Source organism: Pseudomonas sp. Mb7, from assembly GCF_054790525.1.
The window spans coordinates 5,573,787-5,592,942 of the sequence record NZ_CP186501.1; the positions used below are offsets into that span (position 1 = coordinate 5,573,787).

Here is a 19,156-nt window from a genome sequence, read left to right on the forward strand (position 1 = left end):
GCGGCGGGCCAATGCCTGTAGCCAGTGACCGACCGGTCGTCATCGACAGGAGTTTCATCGGCTAATGCAAAGCTCGGTTTGCCCGGGCCTGCGGCGCACCCTAGAATGCCCCGATGCGCGATGATCTCTCCCTTCTGCTGAACTCCCTCAACGATGCCCAACGCCAGGCCGTAGCAGCCCCCGTTGGCCGTCAGTTGGTCCTGGCCGGTGCTGGCTCCGGTAAAACCCGAGTGCTGGTGCACCGTATCGCCTGGTTGATCCAGGTCGAAAACGCCTCGCCCCACTCCATTCTGTCGGTGACCTTCACCAACAAGGCCGCTGCGGAGATGCGTCATCGCATCGAGCAGTTGCTGGGGATCAACCCGGCCGGCATGTGGGTCGGCACCTTCCACGGCCTGGCGCACCGCTTGCTGCGGGCGCACTGGCAGGAAGCGGGCCTGAGCCAGACTTTCCAGATTCTCGACAGCGATGACCAGCAAAGGCTGGTAAAACGGGTAATCCGCGAGCTCGGCCTCGACGAGCAACGCTGGCCGGCGCGTCAGGCGCAGTGGTTCATCAATGGCCAGAAAGACGAAGGCCTGCGTCCGCAACACATTCAGGCCAGTGGCGATTTGTACCTGGCAACCATGCGCGGCATCTATGAGGCCTATGAGGCGGCGTGCCAGCGTGCCGGCGTCATCGATTTCTCCGAACTGCTGCTGCGTGCCCTCGACCTGTGGCGCGATCACCCGGGCCTGCTGGCGCACTATCAGAAGCGCTTCCGGCACATTCTGGTGGACGAATTCCAGGACACCAACGCCGTGCAGTACGCCTGGTTGCGCCTGCTCGGCAAGGGCGGCGACAGCCTGATGGTGGTCGGCGACGACGACCAGTCGATTTACGGCTGGCGCGGGGCGAAGATCGAAAACATCCATCAATACTCCGCCGACTTCCCGGACGCCGTGACCATTCGTCTGGAGCAAAACTACCGCTCCACTGCCGGCATCCTCAAAGCGGCAAACGCCCTCATCGCCAACAACACCGGGCGTCTGGGCAAAGAGCTGTGGACCGACGGCGGCGATGGCGAAGCGATCAATCTGTATGCCGCGTTCAACGAGCACGACGAAGCACGCTATGTTGTCGAAACCATCGAAAGCGCGCTGAAAACCGGCTTGGCCCGCAGCGATATCGCGATTCTGTACCGCTCCAACGCCCAGTCGCGCGTTCTCGAAGAAGCCTTGCTGCGTGAGCGCATTCCCTACCGCATTTATGGTGGCCAGCGCTTCTTCGAACGTGCCGAAATCAAGAACGCCATGGCCTATCTGCGTTTGCTTGAAGGTCGTGGCAACGATGCGGCGCTGGAGCGGGTAATCAACGTTCCAGCCCGTGGCATCGGTGAAAAAACCGTCGAAGCGATTCGCGACCATGCACGCCACAGCGATGTGTCGATGTGGGAAGCGATGCGCCAACTGGTCGCCAACAAAGGCCTGACCGGTCGCGCCGCCGGGGCGCTGGGTGCGTTTATCGAGTTGATCGAAAATCTCGCCGCCAAGTGCTTGGAAATGCCGCTGCATTTGATGACGCAAACCGTCATCGAGCAATCCGGTCTGATCGCTTATCACGAGGCGGAAAAAGGCGAGAAAGGCCAGGCCCGGGTAGAAAACCTTGAGGAACTGGTCAGCGCCGCGCGCAACTTCGAGAACACCGAAGAGGACGAAGAGCTGACGCCACTGGCGGCGTTCCTCGGCCATGCTTCGCTGGAAGCCGGGGACACTCAGGCTGACGAACACGAAGACAGCATTCAACTGATGACCCTGCACAGCGCCAAAGGCCTGGAATTCCCTTACGTGTTCCTCGTGGGCATGGAAGAAGGCCTGTTCCCGCACAAGATGAGCCTGGAAGAACCGGGGCGTCTTGAAGAAGAACGGCGTCTGGCTTACGTGGGCATTACCCGGGCGATGCAGAATCTGGTGATGACCTACGCTGAAACCCGACGCCTGTACGGCAGCGAGACCTACAACAAGGTCTCGCGTTTCGTCCGCGAAGTACCGAAAGGCCTGATTCAGGAAGTGCGCTTGTCGAACAGCGTCAGCCGACCGTTCGGCGGCAATCAGTCGATGAGCGGCAGCAATCTGTTCAGCGGCAGCGAGATTCCGGAAACGGGTTTCAGCCTCGGTCAGGCGGTACGCCATTCGATCTTTGGTGACGGGGTGATCCTCAACTTCGAAGGCGCCGGCGCCCAGGCACGGGTGCAGGTGAACTTCAGCGAAGGCAGCAAATGGCTGATGCTCGGTTATGCCAAGCTGGAAGCAATCTGATACCAGTTTTGCTGTTTTTGTGGGAGCGAGCCTGCTCGCGAATGAAATCGCTGCGGTTTATCTGATAGACCGCGGTGCGGCTTTCGCGAGCAGGCTCGCTCCCACAGGGTTTGGTGTTCTGACCAACAATCCTGCGGAACCTATCTCCTTTTCCTACAGCCAAAAGTACATGCTCTTATTGCCTCGCGAAGCTGAACGCGACCTGTCAGGCAAAAGCCCGAAACACTCTCTCGCTAGCCAGTAACACTTCAGCTGTGCAACATGGCGCGCGTGTCTCCACAAACGGGAATTCCCTTTATGAAACGTTTTCTTAGCATCGCCATGGCGTTGTGCATCGGCCTGACGATGAGCCTCGACGCCAACGCCAAGCGCTTTGGTGGTGGCAAAAGCGCCGGCGCTGCGCCGACGCACCAGACCAGCCAGATGGCTCCTTCTTCTCCAGGTGTCGGCGGCGCCGCTGCGACCGCAGGTGCTGCCGGTGCCGCTGGCGCTGCTGCCAAGGCCGGCGGTGCTTCGAAATGGCTCGGCCCTCTGGCCGGTATCGCCGCCGGTGGCCTGCTCGCGTCCATGTTCATGGGCGGCGGCTTCCAGGGCATGCAGATCTTCGACATCCTGATCATGGCCGTGATCGCGTTCGTGATCTTCCGCTTCATCGCCGCGCGTCGCCGCAAGCAGCAAGAGCAATTCGCTCCGGCCGGCGCGCCGATGCAGCGTGAAGTGTTCGAGCAAAAGCCTGCCGCCATGGGTTCGATCTTCGGTGGTTCGGCTGCACCTGCTGCCGCCCGTCCGGTGATCAACGCGCCGGCCTGGTTCAACGAGCAGAACTTCCTTGAAGCTGCACGCAGCCACTTCCAGTCGCTGCAGCAGCACTGGGACGCCAACGAAATGGACAAGATCGCCGAGTTCGTGACCCCGCAAATGCTTGAGTTCCTCAAGCGTGAGCGTGCAGATCTGGGCGACGCGTTCCAGTCGACCTACATCGACAACCTCCAGGTACAACTGGACGGCGTGGATGACCGTGCCGACAAGACCATCGCCACTCTGACCTTCAGCGGTGTTTCGAAAACCTCGCGCTTCGACCAGGGCGAAGTGTTCAGCGAAAGCTGGAACATGGAACGTCCGCAGGGCGAGAACCAGCCTTGGCTGGTGGCCGGTATCCGCCAGAACGGCTGATCCCTTCCAGGCTTCACTTGCCGTAATAAAAAACCCCAGTCTCGGCTGGGGTTTTCTATTTCGCGGTTGCATCTATAGCGAGCTACTGTATAAACCGGCCCATATAAACCGCGCCATTCAAGCAAGAGGATCCCGGACGTGGAAGAAATCATCGAACAACTGCGTGAAGCCAACGAACCCGTGCCGGTTCCATTGGAGTTGCCTGACGAAGATCTGCTGGTCGAAATCGAAGAACAGCTGTTCATCGACATTCCGTTTGTCTTCAGAGAGTTTTTGCTGACCGTCAGCGACGTGGTTTACGGTAGCCTCGAACCGGTAACTGTCACCGACCCACAATCCCACACCTACTTGCCGGATGTCGCCGCCAACGCTTGGGATGCCGGCGTGGATCGCAGCCTGATTCCAATCTGTCAGGACGGCGATGACTACTACTGTGTCGAAGAGGATGGCACGGTGGTGCTGTGGCAGGCCGAAGAAGAGCTGATTGCCGAGGAAACCTGGGAATCGGTGTGGCACTGGGCGCGGGACGTCTGGCTGGAAAGCTGATCAGCCAGCCGCCCCGGCAGGTCAGTGCCCCGACGACTCCTTATGGTTGTCGAGGGTTTCCAGCAAGGCCACCTGCATCCGCGTGTGCACGCGGATGAACCAGCGCCAGAGCAGCGCCGCCACGGCGGCCGCGACCACGGCGATCAGTACCAGCAACTTGTTGGTCGGCAAGATACTGGCCGACAAGGCTGCCAGCAGCAGGAAAATCACCAGCAGTGAGAGAATCGGGATCACTTCGGAGATCACCCGGCGCACTCGCTGCGTGTGACGCCCGGCCATCTCCGGCTTCACACCCATCTCCGCCAGCAGCATCGACAACGCCTTGAGCTTGCGATAAGCGGCGATCAGGAACGGCAACGACACCAACAAGGCACCGCCCCAGATCAACGCCTTCTGCCAGCTCGGATCGCTGATCCAGTCTTGCAGCCACAGCGAGATGCGTTCAGCGAAATACGCGCCGGCGAAGAAGATCGCGATCACCAGCGCCAGGTTGACGCCGACTTGCAGCAAAATCTTGCGAATGATTGACGCCAGCATCGCACCCTCGCCTTGCGGCTGAATGCTGCGCAGCCATTCGCCATACATGCCCAGCACGCGGCCGAGAGGCTTGGGCACAGCCGCGGACAACTTGATCGACAGCGGATCAGCCGCGCGGATCAGATACGGCGTCAGCAAAGTGGTAATCACCGACACCGCCACGGCAACCGGGTAGAGGAAGTTACTGGTGACCTGCAACGTCATCCCGAGAGCGGCGATGATGAAGGAAAATTCGCCAATCTGTGACAGGCCCATCCCCACGCGCAGTGAGGTGCGTCCGTCATTGCCGGCGATAAACGCTCCGAGACCGCAGGACAACATCTTGCCGAGTACAACGGCTACGGTGATCACCGCAATCGGCCACGCGTATTCGAGCAGAATCATCGGGTCGAGCATCAGCCCGATGGCGACAAAGAAGATCGCGCTGAACAGGTCGCGAACCGGCTCGATCAGACGCTCGATTTTTAGCAGTTGTCGCGACTCGGCCATGATCGCGCCGATCAGGAACGCACCAAGTACCATGCTGTATTCGAGTTTGACTACGAGCAGGCAGAAGCCGAAACACAGGCCGAGCACGGTGATCAGCAGCATCTCGTTGCTTTCGAATTTGGCCACATAGGCCAGCAATCGCGGCACCAGCAGAATGCCGATGACCAGCGCGACGATCATGAACAGCGACAGTTTGCCAACCGTGGAAAACACTTCTCCGGAACTGACCGTACCGCTGACGGCGATGCTCGATAGCAGCGCAATGATGCCGATGCCGAGGATGTCTTCGACGATCAGTACGCCGAAGATCAATTGCGCAAAGCGCTCGTTTTTCATCTTCAGATCATTGAGCGCCTTGACGATGATGGTGGTCGAGGAAATCGCCAGAATCGCGCCGAGGAACAGCGAGTCCATGGTGTTCCAGTCAAACCAGCGGCCGATTTCGTAGCCGATCCAGATCATCAGGACGATTTCGAGAAACGCCGCAATAAACGCCGTGGCGCCGACCTTGAACAGCTTGCGCAGGCTGAACTCCAGGCCGAGGCAGAACATCAGGAAAATCACCCCGAGTTCGGCGAGGGTCTTGATGGTTTCTTCGTCGTGGATCAGGCCGAAAGGCGGCGTGTGCGGGCCGATGATGAAGCCGGCGACGATATAGCCAAGCACCACCGGCTGCTTGAAACGGTGGAACAACACGGTCACCACGCCTGCGACCAACATGATCACTGCCAGGTCCTGAATAAAACTGATGGCATGCATGGCGTGGGCTCCTTGAATGACGAGGCTCGCCGGCAGACGTCAGAAATGTCTGGGCGAGCGAAGTAAAAATCCGCTTTTCGTGTGGGAATTGCCTTTGTAAGGGGCTTTTGCAGGTTAACACCGCGACTTGTGGCTGGAAGGCGGTGCAATATATGGAAACAGATCGATTCCGGCGTGACGGCGGCCAGTCGCCCGGCGTCCCGATAACGGTGCTTTTGAAAAGCGACCAGGCACCCGCAGAGGTGCTTCCAGCAATCAGCCTTGATCCGTGAGAACGTTATGGAACCCGGAAACGCCCAGCTGTCGATGACGGTACTGATGACCCCCGACATGGCCAACTTCTCTGGCAATGTCCACGGCGGCACCCTGCTCAAATACCTCGACGAAGTGGCTTATGCCTGCGCGAGCCGCTATGCCGGCCGCTACGTGGTGACCCTGTCGGTGGATCAGGTGATTTTCCGCGAGCCGATTCATGTCGGCGAACTGGTGACCTTCCTCGCCTCGGTCAACTACACCGGCAACACCTCGATGGAAGTCGGCATCAAAGTCGTCACCGAGAACATCCGCGAACGCTCGGTGCGCCACACCAACAGCTGCTTCTTCACCATGGTCGCGGTGGATGATCAGCGCAAACCGGCCGCCGTGCCGCCGCTGCAACCGCAGAACAGTGAAGACAAGCGTCGTTATATGCAGGCGCAGCAGCGTCGGCAGATTCGCCAGGAGCTGGAGAAGCGGTATCAGGAGATCAAGGGCGACGCCTGAGATTTGTAGCGTTAAGAAATCGCTATCGCGAGCAGGCTCACTCCTACATTGGAATGCGTTTCCCTGTAGGAGTGAGCCTGCTCGCGATTGGATTCAACGCGGTCTTAAAGACTGATCGCCGTCGCCTCGAACTTAACCCGAGGATGCGCAATCCGGTCCTGCGCCCGCACCAGCTGCAACTCATAACTGGCGCACGCCTGAGTTTCCAGCAACACCTCATGCACCGCCGCCGCCGTGAATTCAAACGCGGCTACCAAGCTGTCACCCAGCAGCACCCGCGCCAGAAACAGGCCGGACGTCAGATCGCCCACACCCACTGGCTGACGCGGGAACGCCAGCAACGGACGGCGCAGATGCCAGCTGCCTTCAGCCGTCACCAGTAACATTTCAAAGCCATCGGCCGGTTTGCCCGGATAATCCAGATGCTTCACCAGCACGGCTTTCGGCCCGCGCGCCAACAACGCACGCGCCATCGCCAGGCAATCAAACAAGGACTGCGGCTTACGCCCGGAAAAGCTGTCGAGCTCTAACTGATTCGGACACATGATGTCCGCCACGGCCGCCGCCTCTTCCAGCAGGAAATCGCTGACCTCGGTCGGTACGCTGCAGCCCTTCTCCGGATGGCCCATCACCGGATCGCACAGATACAGCGCCTTCGGATTGACCGATTTGATGCGCTCGACGCCGCTGAGAATCGCCCGGCCCTGCGCCGCGCTGCCGAGGTAACCGGACAGCACCGCATCGCAATTGCCCAGCTCGCCAATCGCGGCGATCCCTTCGACCAGCTCGGGAATCTGCTGCGGCGCCAGCACTTCGCCGGCCCACTGACCGTACTGGGTGTGGTTGGAAAACTGCACGGTGTTAAGCGGCCAGACATTGACCCCGACCCGCTGCATCGGAAAAACCGCGGCGCTGTTGCCGGCGTGGCCGAACACCACGTGAGACTGAATGGCGAGCAGATGAGGCGTACGTTTCATTCGGGTCATTCCGTAAAACGATTGAAATTCAAGCCGCGCAGTATGCGACGAAACGCAGCCTGTACGACAGACCGGCGACGCAGTTAAGCTGACGCTATCTTTTGGAGTTCGATGTTGATGCTGACCCTGGAAAACATCTTCGTGCTGATACTGTTCGCCGCTGCCGGCGCGTGGCTATGGCACAACCACGGCTTGCGCGAACGAGCGCTGGAGCGGGTCAAGCAGCATTGCCTGAACGTGCGGGTCGAACTGCTCGATGGCAACGTCGCCCTGAAGAAAATCGGTTTCATCAAGGACGCCAACGGTCGCCGACGACTGGCGCGGGTGTACAACTTTGAATTCACCGTGACCGGCGAAACCCGGCATAACGGCACCATCACCCAGTTTGGCGCGCACAGTGCGCAGATCGAACTAGCGCCCTACCCGGCACCGTTCGACGACACGCCGCCAGTAGTGGAAGTGCACAAGCCGCGGGCGGAAGTGATCGAGTTGAGCCAGTGGCGGCAAGAACATACCAAGTGGAAGCCTTAAAAATCAAAAGATCGCAGCCTTCGGCTGCTCCTACAGGGAATCCCATGTAGGAGCTGCCGAAGGCTGCGATCTTTTGATCTAACTTTCCCGACACCCCGACAAACCCTGCTGCAGCTCATCAATGTTTTGCGGATCGACGAAGATCAGCTCAATCCGCGAATCCTTTCGCCACTCACTGACCTGCCAAATCAACTCGGCATTATCCAAAGCATTCGCAGACACCCAACCCTCCGAGCTGTGGATAACCAGTTTCGCCCGCTGCCAATTGAGGCTGGCTAGCCAGTCAGCAATGTGCCGCTTGTCGAACGTCTGCCCCGGATGCCAACGCCAACCAATACTCCAGCCCCCTTCCTGCACCTGACTCAGGCAAATCGGCAGCGTCGGATCAGTCCAGACGGCCGGCATTTGTCCTAATCCCTTGGGTACGGCCAAGTTATCCAAACCGTTGACCGCTTTTGCGGCTAGGCCCGGCAGTTCGCCCAGGTTTAGTTGCGCCTCTTGAGTCCAGACCAACGGCACTGCCGGCAACTGGCTGGCGATTTTTTCCCTGGCCCTGTCATCAAGGTTTTCAGCCTTGTTCAACAACAGCAGGCCAGCGGCTTCCAAGGCTTCTTGTTGCGCTGCGGGCAAGGCTTTCCCCGCCTGCAGCGCCTGAGCATCCAGCACCAGCACACACGGCTGCACCGCCAGCACACCTCGCCACGGCGCCTCATTCAACTGGCTAATCAGCTGCGCCGGATGCCCCAGCCCGGACGGTTCGATAAACAACCGATCTGGCTTCGCCTTGCGCAGCAACCGCCCCAGGCCAATCTGAAACGGCGCGCCGTTGACGCAACACAGGCAACCGCCGGCCACTTCGCCCAGTGCGATACCCTCGGCGTCACTCGTCAACAGGGCGGCGTCGATGCCGATCTGGCCGAACTCGTTGATCAGCACCGCCCAGCGCTCGCCAGCCGGCCGCTGAGCCATCAGTTGACGAATCAGGCTGGTCTTGCCGGCGCCCAAAGGGCCAGCAATGACATGGGTAGGAATGTTCTGCAACATGGCCGGAAGCTTTCTTGGGAGATTCAAAGATGCGTTGGATGGGATGGTCGTTGCTGTTGACGCTACTGTCGAGTGAAGCGTGGGCTCAGGCCTGCGTGGTGCACAGTCAGGGCGAGCGGCTCGACGTCAAAGTCTGTCAGCAGAACCGCAATATCCCGGAGAAACTGTTCAACGACGGTTTCTGCCAGCCGACGCTGGCCGGACAGAAAGTCGAAGTGCAGTACGTCGACCAGTGCCCGAGCGGTGCATTTGGCGTATGCAGCAACGCACAAGTTGCCAATATGCCTTATCGCCAGGATATCCACTATTACGGCGTCGCCACCGATGCCGCGTATCTGAAGCCATACTGCGAAGGCCAGAGCCAGGGTTCTTGGCTCAAGCCTTGACGCATTAGCCAAGCCAGTCGAGGGTCAGGATCAAGCGGCGCTGGCCCGCGGCGGGTTGCGGCGAGCGGTGAATCAGGCCGAAGCCTTCATTGCCATGCCATTTCTCGCCTTTCAACAGCGCTACATCGCCGCTGTCGAGTTGCTGGATTTGCACGTGGGGCTCCGCGTTCGCCTGCCCCAGCTGACTGCGATCCATCACACCCTCCTTGAGCCATTGGCTGCCGACACCCGCATAAGTCGTGATCAGTCGCACCGGCACGTGATCGACATGGAAGCGTGGACACATGGCTTTATCGAGCACCCGCAGGCGCAGACCTACACGCTTTGCCCCCAGTAAGCAGGCGAATGCGCTGACCAGCCATTTCAGGTCGGCGATAAAACCCTCGTAACCTTCCAGATCACGGAAGCCTGATGCCAGGCCGGTGAGATCGGGTTCGGCGTCCTCATCCGGCAACTCAAGGCACAACGATTCCGCCAAGGGCTCATTGAGCGACAGCAGCAGGTGAGCGAACTCGCTGATGTGCAACGGCAGTTGGCGTTGCCAGACGGCGAGGTTGGTGTCGTCTTCGAGGATTCGCGTCAAAGCTTTCGGTGTCGGACCTTGATGCTGATGGCGCGTACGGTTCTGCAGCAGCTTTAGCGCGAGCATCAGGCAGCCTCTTCGTGCCAAGGGCCGAACGGATCTGGCAACAATCGCCAGCCTTCGACACCGAGCGCCATTTCTTCATCGGTGAGCAGGCAGGCATCCAGTTCGGCTGAGAGCTGCAGGAAATCAATGTTCTGACCGATAAACACCAGTTCCTGACGGCAGTCTCCTACGCTCGACAGCCAGTTTTCCATGATCGCGGCGGTGCTTTCCTGATCTTGTGGCCACTGCTCCTTTGGCACGAAACGCCACCAGCGCCCGGCAAAACCGTGGCGCATCAAACCACCGGCCTGCGACCAACTGCCGGCGTCGGTGGGTTTGCTCGCGAGCCAGAAGAAACCTTTGGAGCGCAGCAATTTCCCGTTCAGCCAAGGACGATCGATAAAGCTGAAAAAGCGTTGCGGGTGAAAGGGCCGACGGGCGCGATAGGCTGTGGAGGCGATGCCGTACTCATCGGTTTCCGGCACGTGTTCGCCGCGTAATTCCTGCAGCCAACCCGGTGCCTGTGCGGCTTTCTCGAAGTCGAAACGTCCGGTATTGAGGATTTTCTCCAGCGGCACCTCACCCATCACCATCGGGATGATTTCCGCTTGGGCGTTGAGACGCTGGAGGATCGCGATCAACTCCTCACGCTCGCGCTGGCTGATCAAGTCGATCTTGCTGATCAACAGCACATCGGCGAACTCGATCTGTTCGATCAACAGATCCGTGATGGAGCGCTCGTCTTCCTCGCCCAGGATCTCGCCACGGGAGGCGAGGCTTTCCGCTGCCTGGTAGTCCGGCAGGAAGTTCACACCGTCGACTACAGTGACCATGGTGTCCAGACGCGCGATGTCGGAGAGACTCTGGCCGTGCTCATCGCGGAAGGTAAACGTCTCTGCCACGGGCAACGGCTCGGAAATCCCGGTGGATTCGATCAGGAGATAATCGAAGCGATTTTCACGGGCCAGCTTGCTGACCTCTTCCAGCAGGTCTTCGCGTAACGTACAGCAGATACAACCATTACTCATTTCGACTATTCTTTCTTCTGCACGATTCAGGCTGACATCACGCTGGACTTCGCTGCCATCAATGTTGATTTCGCTCATATCATTAACGATAACAGCCACGCGCAAACCCTCTCGATTACGTAGTACGTAATTCAAAAGTGTACTTTTTCCGGCGCCGAGAAATCCTGAAAGTACGGTGACGGGCAATTCTGCTGACATTGGATAATCCTCTTCAGAAGGCAGCCAATTGGCGCTTTTACTGGCGCATGGCGTTTTTGCGCTTCCTACGGTGGCTCACGTAGAAAACCAACGCCTTGAAATCGGGCTGCCCAGGCTTAATTTAAACCAATGTTATAGTATAACAATAAAAAGAAACCAGCCTTCTCTTGTCTTGATCGACAAACAACAGGAAGCTTCGCCAATCCCGCACCCGGAAATCGCCATGAGAAATGCGCTGAAATGCTCGATGTTGAGCCTTGGGTTGTTGCTGGGCGGCAATGCCTGCGCGCAATTGCCGGCACTCGCCAGCTGCACACGCAGCGCCAACCTGCTGGCTTGTGTCGACGCCGATGGCAACGCTTATAGCGTCAATACCGTCGGCAACACCCTTTATCTGCGCGGTTTTGAAAAGACTGGCCGGCGTTATTGGGCGCAGACCAACAGCCGTTTCGGGCAATTGACGTTCTTCACCGGGGTCGCCTCTGATGGCGAAGCCTGGGTTGGTTACACCCGACGTGTCGGCTGGACGACCATCAATCGTTTCTCCAGCTCGGGCGGCAGCAGCGCAAAATTCACCTGCAGCCGCATTACCGGCTGTTAAACCTGGTTGTTTTTCTGCGCCTGCTGCCAGGCAAGGTAGCTGTCGATGGGCGGATTCTTTGCAAAATAACGCTGCAATCCTTCAAACAACCCGTTGGCCACGGCCTGCTGATGTCGCGCAGTAACCAGCCGTTGACTGTCGCGCGCATTGGAAATGAAGCCGGTCTCCACCAGAATTGAAGGTACATCTGGCGATTTCAGAACCGCGAATCCTGCCTGTTCCACACGCTTCTGATGCAGCGTAGTGATGCCGGCCAGACTGCCAAGTACCGTGCTGCCCAACTGCAGACTGGCAGCGATCGTCGCGTTCATCGACATGTCGAGAATCACCCCCGCCAGCATCGGATCCTTACCTTTCAGGTTGAGCAGACTGGTGGCGCCGAGCAGATCCGCACCATTCTCCCGCTGCGCCATGAAGCGTGCCGTCGCCGATGTCGCACCACCCTCAGACAGGCAATATACCGACGCGCCGGAAGCAGTCAGACGCGGCGCTGCATCGGCATGCACTGAGATAAACATGTCCGCCTTATGCTGACGCGCGATCTCCACGCGTTTGCGCAACGGCACGAAAAAGTCGTCATTGCGCACCAGTTTTACATCGAAGCCCCTCTCTTTTTTCAGGCGTTTGGCGAGCAGTTGCGCAATGGCAAGCACCACATCCTTTTCCCTTTCGCCCTTGGCACCGACAGCACCGGGATCCTTTCCACCGTGCCCTGGGTCAACGACAACAATGATGTCTCGTCTTGGATGCGCTTTCAGCGCAGGTGTTTCACGTGGAACCATTGGCGTATTTGGCGTGGATTTGGCGCTAACCAGATCCAGAACCAAGCGATGGCCCTGGCCGTCCTGCGGCGCCAAAAGGAAGCTGTTTAATAGCACCGGATTGCTCAGATCCAGAACAATCCGCGTGTCACCGTGACCAAAAGGCCCGGAGCGAATCGAACGAATCACCGTTCCATTTAGCGCGAGCTGACGGAAATCTGCGCCAACGCTCGCACTGGACACATCAATTATCAGACGTTCCGGGGCCGTTAGCGTGAAGGTTTTATAGCGCACCGGGCCGCTTAGATCGAACACCAATCGCAGCTTTTCATCCGAGCGCCATAGGCGCGCATTACGAATTTGCGTAGCTGAAACTCTGAAAGGGAGAGCGAGGGCCGCGCTGGCCAGGATCAGATTAAGCAAGTGGCGTCTGTGCATATGAAAGCCTGTTCATGAAAAAGGCATCGTGATTTGAATTGTTATAATGTAACATTCAATTCAATCAACACGACGGTCCCGAACATGAATTCGATGACACTTCCGGATATCGCCGCGCAGGTCGCACGCCAAACTTTGCCACTCGAATGGGTGGGCATGCGCGGCATTGCGTTACCTGTTTTGTTAGAGGGTCAGCGCTTGAGCGCCAAGGCTGATGCGGGTGTCAGTCTTGATGATGGCGAGGCGCGTGGCATTCACATGTCGCGGCTGTATCTGGCCTTGGAAGCACTCGAACAGAAGAACCTGTCCCCAGCGCTACTGCATCAGGTGCTCAAGGATTTCCTGCAAAGCCACGAAGGTTTATCCAACCGCGCCTACCTGAATATCCACACCGATTTGCTGCTAAAGAGGTCAGCGCTGATCAGCCCATTGGCCGGCTGGAAGTCTTATCCCGCGAGCATTTTCGCCAGCCTGATAAATGAAGTGTTCCACGTGGAACTCAAAATCGAAGTGCCCTACTCCTCAACTTGCCCTTGCTCAGCAGCCTTGGCGCGACAGTTGATCCAGCAGAAATTCATCGCCGACTTCGCCAACAACGCCCTACAACACGCCGACGTTCTGGCATGGCTTGGCTCGACCCAAGGCATCCTTGCCACGCCTCACAGCCAACGCAGCACAGCACAATTGCACCTTCACCTCGACGACTTCATTGATGAGTTTCCTCTTAGCGTGATCATCAATGACGCTGAAGCTGCCCTCGGCACCGCCGTACAAACCGCCGTGAAACGCGCAGACGAACAAGCCTTCGCCCTCGCCAACGGGCAGAACCTGATGTTCTGCGAAGACGCGGCACGCCGCCTGAATCTGGCCCTGCGACGTACTCCCGGTATCAGCGCATTTCAACTGCGAGTGATCCACGCCGAAAGTCTTCACGCTCACGACGCCGTCGCCGAAAGCCATTGGCAGCGTGAGCAAGCATGATCCGCTGCCAATCCCTGAGTTGGGGTGCGCCCGGCCAACCACTGACCGTGCCCCTGGACCTTGAACTCGACAGCGGCAGCCTGACGGCAATCATCGGTGCCAACGGCTGTGGCAAAAGCAGCCTGCTGAAAGTGATCGCTGGGCTACAAAAGCCATTGGCAGGCAATGTCGGGCTGAGTGTCCCACGTCAAAGCGGATTGTCCTTTCTGCCCCAGCAACAGCATCTGGATCGCCAATTCCCCATCAGCCTCGAAGATCTGGTCGCCGCCGGTTTCTGGGGACGCAGGCTCTCGACTCAACTACGAAGCCAGCGCCTGAAAGACGCACTGGCGAACTGGCACCTGAGCGGACTCGAGCAACGCCCACTCATGGCCCTGTCCGGTGGCGAACTGCAACGCGCCCTGCTCGCTCGACTGAGCCTGACCGACGCGCCCGTGCTGCTGCTCGACGAGCCCCACGCCGCACTCGATGAACTCGGTCAGCAGTTGCTCTGGCAGCACATCCACGGCTGGCACGGCGAAGGTCGGACACTGGTCGTGGTGTGTCACGACCTCGCCGCCGTACGCCAACACATCCCCAAAACGTTGCTGATCAAAAACCGCGACTGCGTGTTTGGTGCGAGCGCAGAACTCATTCAGCAAACACCTCACACACAGGTGGCCTGATGCTCACCGTCGCCCACCTCTGGCAACCATTTAATGAGTTCGTGTTCATGCGCCGTGCCCTGCTCGGCGGACTGGTATTGGCGTGCAGCACCGCTCCCCTCGGCGTGTTCTTGATCCTGCGACGGATGAGCCTGATCGGTGACGCCGTGGCCCACGGTATCCTTCCCGGCGCGGCATTGGGTTTCTGGTTTGCCGGACTGAGCCTGCCCGCGCTAACGCTGGGAGGCTTGGGCGCCGGTTTGAGCATGGCTGGCCTCGCCGCCTGGATCACCCGCCGCACGGGCCTGCGCGAAGACGCCAGTCTCGCTGCGATCTATCCAATCTCGCTGGCCAGTGGCGTACTCATCCTCGGCATCGCCGGCAAACGCCTCGACCTGTTGCACCTGCTGTTCGGCTCAGCACTGGCCGTCGATGGTCCGACCCTCACCGGCATGTTGTGGGTTTCGGGATTCAGCCTGATCGCCATGGCGCTGATCTACAAACCGCTGCTGCTCGACACCCTCGACCCGTTGTTCTTGAGAACCGTCAGCCGCCTCGGCCCACTCGCCCATGGCGTGTTCCTGACGCTGGTCGTACTCAATCTGGTGATCGGTTTCCAGGCCATCGGCGCGCTGATGGTAGTCGGCCTGATGATGCTTCCCGCTGCGGCTTCGCGATTCTGGAGCCGCCGGCTGCCGACCCTGATTGCCATCGCGGCCGTCATCGGTTGCCTCTCGGTCTGGTTCGGCTTGCTGCTGTCGTTCTACTACTCGCTGCCGAGCGGCCCGGCCATCGTCCTGATCGCCGGCCTTGGCTATCTGTTGTCCGTGGTGTTCGGGCCGGTGCACGGTCTGTTGCGCCGCCCGCCTTTGCTCACATCCCAATGAGGTGTTTCCCGATGCGCGCTCTACTCGTGCTGTTCAGCCTGATGCTGTCGATGTCATTGTCGGCCGCGGAAAAACTGCCCGTGGTCACCAGCTTCAGCATCCTCGCCGACATGGTCCATCAGGTCGGCGGCGAACATGTCCAGATCACCAACATGGTTGGACCGGACGCTGACGCTCACACTTACGAGCCGACGCCAGACGATGCCAAAGCCCTTCTGAAGGCCAAACTGATCGTCAAGAATGGCTTGGGTTTCGAGCCATGGCTGGATCGTCTGGTCACCAGTACCGAGACCAAAACCACGGTCATCAGTGCCAGTCACGGCGTGATTCCACGCTCGCTGGATGAAGACGGCGAAACCGTTCCCGACCCGCATGCCTGGCACAATCTGGCGAACGCCGAGTTGTACATCGCCAATATCACCAAAGCACTGATCGCTGCGGATCCCGCGAACAAAGCCGACTACGAACGCAACAGCAAAACCTACCTGAAGCAGATCTACGCCCTGCTCGCCGAAGCCAAAGCCAAACTCGGTGCGCTGCCACCGGGCAACCGCAAGATCGTTACCAGCCATGATGCTTTCGGATATCTCGGTCAGGCCTACGGTATCGACTTCATGGCACCGCAAGGCCTGTCCACCGAACGCGACCCCTCGGCTGCCGAAGTCGCCGCGCTGATCACCCAGATTCGCCATGCCCACGTCAAAGCGGTGTTCATGGAAAACATCAAGGACGCACGCCTGCTCAAACAGATCGCTGACGAAAGCGGCGCGCACATTGGCGGCACGCTGTACTCGGATGCCCTCGCCGCCAGCGGTCCCGCCAGTACCTTCACCGGTCTGTTCGAATACAACCTCAACACTCTTTACGACGCACTGAGCCAACCATGATCCGCAAGAATCCTTCAGGTGATTTGCCCCACATTGCCGAGTCGGCCTACGTCGATAAAACCGCGATTATCTGCGGCAAAGTGGTGATCGGCGAGAACGTCTTCGTTGGCCCCTACGCAGTCATTCGCGCCGACGAAGTGGACGCCTCAGGCGAGATGGAGCCGATCATCATCGGCGCCAATTCGAATATCCAGGACGGCGTGGTCATCCATTCCAAATCCGGCGCGGCTGTGACCATCGGTGAGTACAGTTCCATCGCCCACCGCTCGATCGTGCACGGCCCCTGCGTCGTCGGCGATCGAGTGTTCATCGGTTTCAACAGTGTCCTGTTCAACTGCGTCGTCGGCAACGGTTGTGTGGTGCGGCACAACTCGGTGGTCGACGGTCGGGATTTGCCGGACGCTTTCTATGTGCCCTCGACGACTCGCATCGGCCCGAACACCGACCTCTCGCAATTTCCACCGGTCAGCGTCAGCGCCTCGGAGTTTTCTGAAGACGTGGCGCGCACCAACGTCGACCTGGTGCGCGGCTACAAAGCCTTGCAGAACGAGTTCTGAACCTATGAGCAGCGTGCTGATTCGCAACGCAAGGCTGGTCAACGAAGGACGCGAGTTCGACGGCGATCTGTTGGTCAGCAATGGGCGCATCGTCAAGATTGCCCGCAGCATCGAAGGCGAAAACGCCAAGGTGGAAATCGACGCGAAGGGCCAATGGCTGCTGCCGGGGATGATCGACGACCAAGTGCATTTTCGTGAGCCTGGTACGCCAGCCAAGGGCAGCATTCATACCGAGTCGCGGGCGGCGGTCGCCGGTGGCATCACCAGTTTTATGGACATGCCGAATACAAACCCGGCCACTCTCACCCTCAAAGCGTTGGCGGATAAAAAGCGCCGGGCTGCGATCAACTCCGTGGCCAACTACGGGTTTCACTTTGGCGTAAGCCAGGACAACCTCGATACAGTGGCGGCGCTCAATCCGTGTGAAGTCGCCGGGGTGAAAGTGTTCATGGGCGCATCGACCGGCAACATGCTGGTGGACGATCCGAAGATCCTCGAGCGACTGTTCGCCGAGGTGCCGACGATCCTCTTGGCTCACTGCGAGCACACGCCCAGCATCAACGCCAATGCCGCCAACTTGCATGAGCTGTTCGGTGATCGTTTGCCCCCGGCTGCCCATGCGTTGATCCGTAATGCCGAGACCTGTTATCGCTGTTCTTCAATGGCGGTTGATCTGGCGAAACGTCACGGCACGCGCCTGCATGTTTTGCACCTGACCACGGCGCGTGAACTGGCGTTGTTCGAGGACAGACCGCTGGCGCAAAAACACATCACGGCGGAAGTCTGCCTGCACCATTTGCTGTTTGATGATCGCGACTATCCCCACCTCGGCAACCTGATCAAATGCAATCCGGCGATCAAAACCCAATCCGATCGCGATGCACTACGCGCGGCACTGAACAGCAATCGACTGGACGTGATCGGCAGTGACCATGCACCGCATACCTGGGCTGAAAAACAACGACCTTATACGCAGGCACCTGCGGGATTGCCTTTAGTGCAGCACGCGTTACCGGCACTGCTAGAGTTGGTGGCGGACGATGTGCTGCCAATCACTACGCTGGTGGCGAAGACCAGCCACAGAGTCGCGGATCTTTTTGCGATTCCCGATCGTGGGTATCTACGTGAGGGCTACTGGGCGGATCTGGTATTGGTTGAACCGCAAGCCCTGGAGGTAAATCGGCAACCCATTCTGTCGCAGTGCGGATGGACACCGTTTGCCGGGCGCAGCTTTCGGCATCGGGTGAATGCGACGATGGTGTCGGGGCAGATTGCCTGGCGGGAGGGTCGGGTGAACGAGGGATGTCGGGGGCTGGCGCTGAGGTTTATGCGCTGAATACGAAGACGCTTTCGCGAGCAGGTCGAATCGTCGCACCGTCGCTCCCACATTAGACTGCATTTCAAAGGTGGGAGCGACGGTGCGACCTGCTCGCGAAGCTTTTAAGCTCTTGGCTTCACAGCGCCGCAGTCCTGACCCAACCAAACCGCGCGAGTCTCCAGACTGCCCTTCTGATTGATCCCGATCGCATTGAACGTGCCGTTGGCCACGGTGGTGAATTCACGATCACTGAGGAACGTCGCCACCCCGGTACCCTGCGCTTTCGGACAACTGAAACGGAATTTCCACTGGTTGCCGGTGCGATCGGTAATCTGCTGTTTGCAGCCCGATTGCGGGTCGGCCAATGGAATATCGTTGGTCGCCACCTGCTCCGGCGTCAGACAGGCACGAATGCCCTTGCCGCCGATATTGATCCCGTTCTTCTCCAGCGCAGCACGCTGTTGCGGGGTCATCTGGCCTTGCAACTGGCCGAGGATCGATTGCACATCCATCGGCTGGTCATCGACCTTGACGTTGCTCGATGTCATTTCCCACAGCCCCGGCTGCAGCATCTGCGCCTGCGCAACCACCGGCAAAGCCAAACCCAGGCCCAGCGCCAAACCCAGCAGACGAACGTTCATCGAAAAACTCCTGATCAGTAGTGGCCGTTAGACGTCGGCCGATTGCTTCGGTTCATGCACCAATTAAATAGCGACATTCGCGGCAG

General features: G+C 59.0%; 20 protein-coding genes. 13 read left to right on the top strand and 7 right to left on the bottom strand.

Translation table 11 applies throughout. The features are described 5' to 3' along the window. The first annotated feature begins 113 nt into the window (after nt 1-113). The 3 genes from uvrD (at nt 114) to ACOYXH_RS25220 (ending at nt 4,016) form a co-directional block, all read left to right on the top strand. On the top strand, nt 114-2,297 hold the full coding sequence (gene uvrD / locus ACOYXH_RS25210) for a DNA helicase II (RefSeq protein WP_460410015.1): 2,184 nt from the start codon (nt 114-116) through the stop codon (nt 2,295-2,297). 297 nt (nt 2,298-2,594) lie between these two features. Then, a complete protein-coding gene (locus tag ACOYXH_RS25215; protein ID WP_038359440.1) occupies nt 2,595-3,470 on the top strand; it encodes a Tim44 domain-containing protein in 876 nt (291 codons plus the stop codon). A 138-nt stretch (nt 3,471-3,608) separates the two neighbouring features. Continuing rightward, nucleotides 3,609-4,016: an SMI1/KNR4 family protein gene (locus ACOYXH_RS25220; RefSeq protein WP_003187120.1), complete on the top strand. Its 408-nt coding sequence runs from the start codon at nt 3,609-3,611 to the stop codon at nt 4,014-4,016. A 21-nt stretch (nt 4,017-4,037) separates the two neighbouring features. Here the strand turns inward: ACOYXH_RS25220 and ACOYXH_RS25225 are convergent, their stop codons facing one another. Continuing rightward, a complete protein-coding gene (locus ACOYXH_RS25225) occupies nt 4,038-5,801 on the bottom strand; it encodes a cation:proton antiporter (protein WP_007912064.1) in 1,764 nt (587 codons plus the stop codon). Nucleotides 5,802-6,080: 279 nt separating this feature from the next. On the opposite strand from ACOYXH_RS25225, the gene ACOYXH_RS25230 reads away from it, so the two are divergent. Next, nucleotides 6,081-6,563 (top strand): acyl-CoA thioesterase, encoded by a 483-nt coding sequence (locus ACOYXH_RS25230; protein WP_003229693.1) that lies wholly within the window; start codon nt 6,081-6,083, stop codon nt 6,561-6,563. Between the two features lie 104 nt (nt 6,564-6,667). On the opposite strand, the gene pdxY is transcribed toward ACOYXH_RS25230, so the two are convergent. Further along, complete coding sequence (gene pdxY, locus ACOYXH_RS25235; protein WP_007912061.1) at nt 6,668-7,540, bottom strand: pyridoxal kinase PdxY; 873 nt, start codon at nt 7,538-7,540, stop codon at nt 6,668-6,670. Between the two features lie 117 nt (nt 7,541-7,657). Between pdxY and ACOYXH_RS25240 the strand changes: the two genes are divergently transcribed. Continuing rightward, complete coding sequence (locus tag ACOYXH_RS25240) at nt 7,658-8,071, top strand: DUF3301 domain-containing protein (protein ID WP_026000521.1); 414 nt, start codon at nt 7,658-7,660, stop codon at nt 8,069-8,071. Nucleotides 8,072-8,149: 78 nt separating this feature from the next. Here the strand turns inward: ACOYXH_RS25240 and ACOYXH_RS25245 are convergent, their stop codons facing one another. Beyond that, nucleotides 8,150-9,115 (bottom strand): CobW family GTP-binding protein, encoded by a 966-nt coding sequence (locus ACOYXH_RS25245; RefSeq protein ID WP_095049616.1) that lies wholly within the window; start codon nt 9,113-9,115, stop codon nt 8,150-8,152. Nucleotides 9,116-9,144: 29 nt separating this feature from the next. Here ACOYXH_RS25245 and ACOYXH_RS25250 point away from each other — a divergent pair, with 29 nt between their 5' ends. Then, nucleotides 9,145-9,501: a hypothetical protein gene (locus ACOYXH_RS25250; protein ID WP_016984020.1), complete on the top strand. Its 357-nt coding sequence runs from the start codon at nt 9,145-9,147 to the stop codon at nt 9,499-9,501. Between the two features lie 4 nt (nt 9,502-9,505). Here ACOYXH_RS25250 and ACOYXH_RS25255 read toward each other — a convergent pair whose 3' ends face one another. Next, a complete protein-coding gene (locus ACOYXH_RS25255) occupies nt 9,506-10,150 on the bottom strand; it encodes a DUF1826 domain-containing protein (RefSeq protein ID WP_095049615.1) in 645 nt (214 codons plus the stop codon). Next, nucleotides 10,150-11,355, bottom strand: a complete 1,206-nt coding sequence (gene zigA, locus ACOYXH_RS25260; protein WP_258709010.1) for a zinc metallochaperone GTPase ZigA — start codon at nt 11,353-11,355, stop codon at nt 10,150-10,152. Before zigA ends, ACOYXH_RS25255 begins: the two co-directional genes overlap by 1 nt. A gap of 223 nt (nt 11,356-11,578) precedes the next feature. On the opposite strand from zigA, the gene ACOYXH_RS25265 reads away from it, so the two are divergent. Beyond that, a complete protein-coding gene (locus ACOYXH_RS25265) occupies nt 11,579-11,956 on the top strand; it encodes a glutamine synthetase (protein ID WP_095049678.1) in 378 nt (125 codons plus the stop codon). On the opposite strand, the gene ACOYXH_RS25270 is transcribed toward ACOYXH_RS25265, so the two are convergent. Continuing rightward, the gene (locus ACOYXH_RS25270; protein WP_460410016.1) at nt 11,953-13,155 is read right to left on the bottom strand and encodes an N-acetylmuramoyl-L-alanine amidase; all 1,203 of its coding nucleotides are present in this window, start codon (nt 13,153-13,155) and stop codon (nt 11,953-11,955) included. The genes ACOYXH_RS25265 and ACOYXH_RS25270 overlap by 4 nt on opposite strands. A gap of 84 nt (nt 13,156-13,239) precedes the next feature. Here ACOYXH_RS25270 and folE2 point away from each other — a divergent pair, with 84 nt between their 5' ends. From folE2 to ACOYXH_RS25300, 6 genes are read left to right on the top strand one after another with little or no spacing between them, the layout of a single operon-like run. Next, nucleotides 13,240-14,136, top strand: a complete 897-nt coding sequence (gene folE2 / locus ACOYXH_RS25275) for a GTP cyclohydrolase FolE2 (protein WP_095049612.1) — start codon at nt 13,240-13,242, stop codon at nt 14,134-14,136. Continuing rightward, nucleotides 14,133-14,801 carry a metal ABC transporter ATP-binding protein gene (locus ACOYXH_RS25280; RefSeq protein WP_093429590.1) on the top strand — a complete coding sequence of 223 codons (669 nt, stop codon included), beginning with the start codon at nt 14,133-14,135 and terminating at the stop codon, nt 14,799-14,801. Before folE2 ends, ACOYXH_RS25280 begins: the two co-directional genes overlap by 4 nt. Beyond that, entirely contained in the window at nt 14,801-15,667 is an 867-nt protein-coding gene (locus tag ACOYXH_RS25285; RefSeq protein WP_093429589.1) for a metal ABC transporter permease, read from the top strand. The genes ACOYXH_RS25280 and ACOYXH_RS25285 overlap by 1 nt, the downstream gene beginning before the upstream one ends. Nucleotides 15,668-15,678: 11 nt before the next feature. Further along, the gene (locus tag ACOYXH_RS25290; RefSeq protein WP_460410017.1) at nt 15,679-16,554 is read left to right on the top strand and encodes a metal ABC transporter substrate-binding protein; all 876 of its coding nucleotides are present in this window, start codon (nt 15,679-15,681) and stop codon (nt 16,552-16,554) included. After that, nucleotides 16,551-17,111: a gamma carbonic anhydrase family protein gene (locus ACOYXH_RS25295; RefSeq protein WP_093429587.1), complete on the top strand. Its 561-nt coding sequence runs from the start codon at nt 16,551-16,553 to the stop codon at nt 17,109-17,111. Before ACOYXH_RS25290 ends, ACOYXH_RS25295 begins: the two co-directional genes overlap by 4 nt. A gap of 4 nt (nt 17,112-17,115) precedes the next feature. Then, complete coding sequence (locus ACOYXH_RS25300; protein ID WP_460410018.1) at nt 17,116-18,447, top strand: dihydroorotase; 1,332 nt, start codon at nt 17,116-17,118, stop codon at nt 18,445-18,447. A 104-nt stretch (nt 18,448-18,551) separates the two neighbouring features. Here ACOYXH_RS25300 and ACOYXH_RS25305 read toward each other — a convergent pair whose 3' ends face one another. Continuing rightward, nucleotides 18,552-19,070 carry a DUF3617 domain-containing protein gene (locus tag ACOYXH_RS25305; RefSeq protein ID WP_034152149.1) on the bottom strand — a complete coding sequence of 173 codons (519 nt, stop codon included), beginning with the start codon at nt 19,068-19,070 and terminating at the stop codon, nt 18,552-18,554. Nucleotides 19,071-19,156 lie beyond the last annotated feature (86 nt).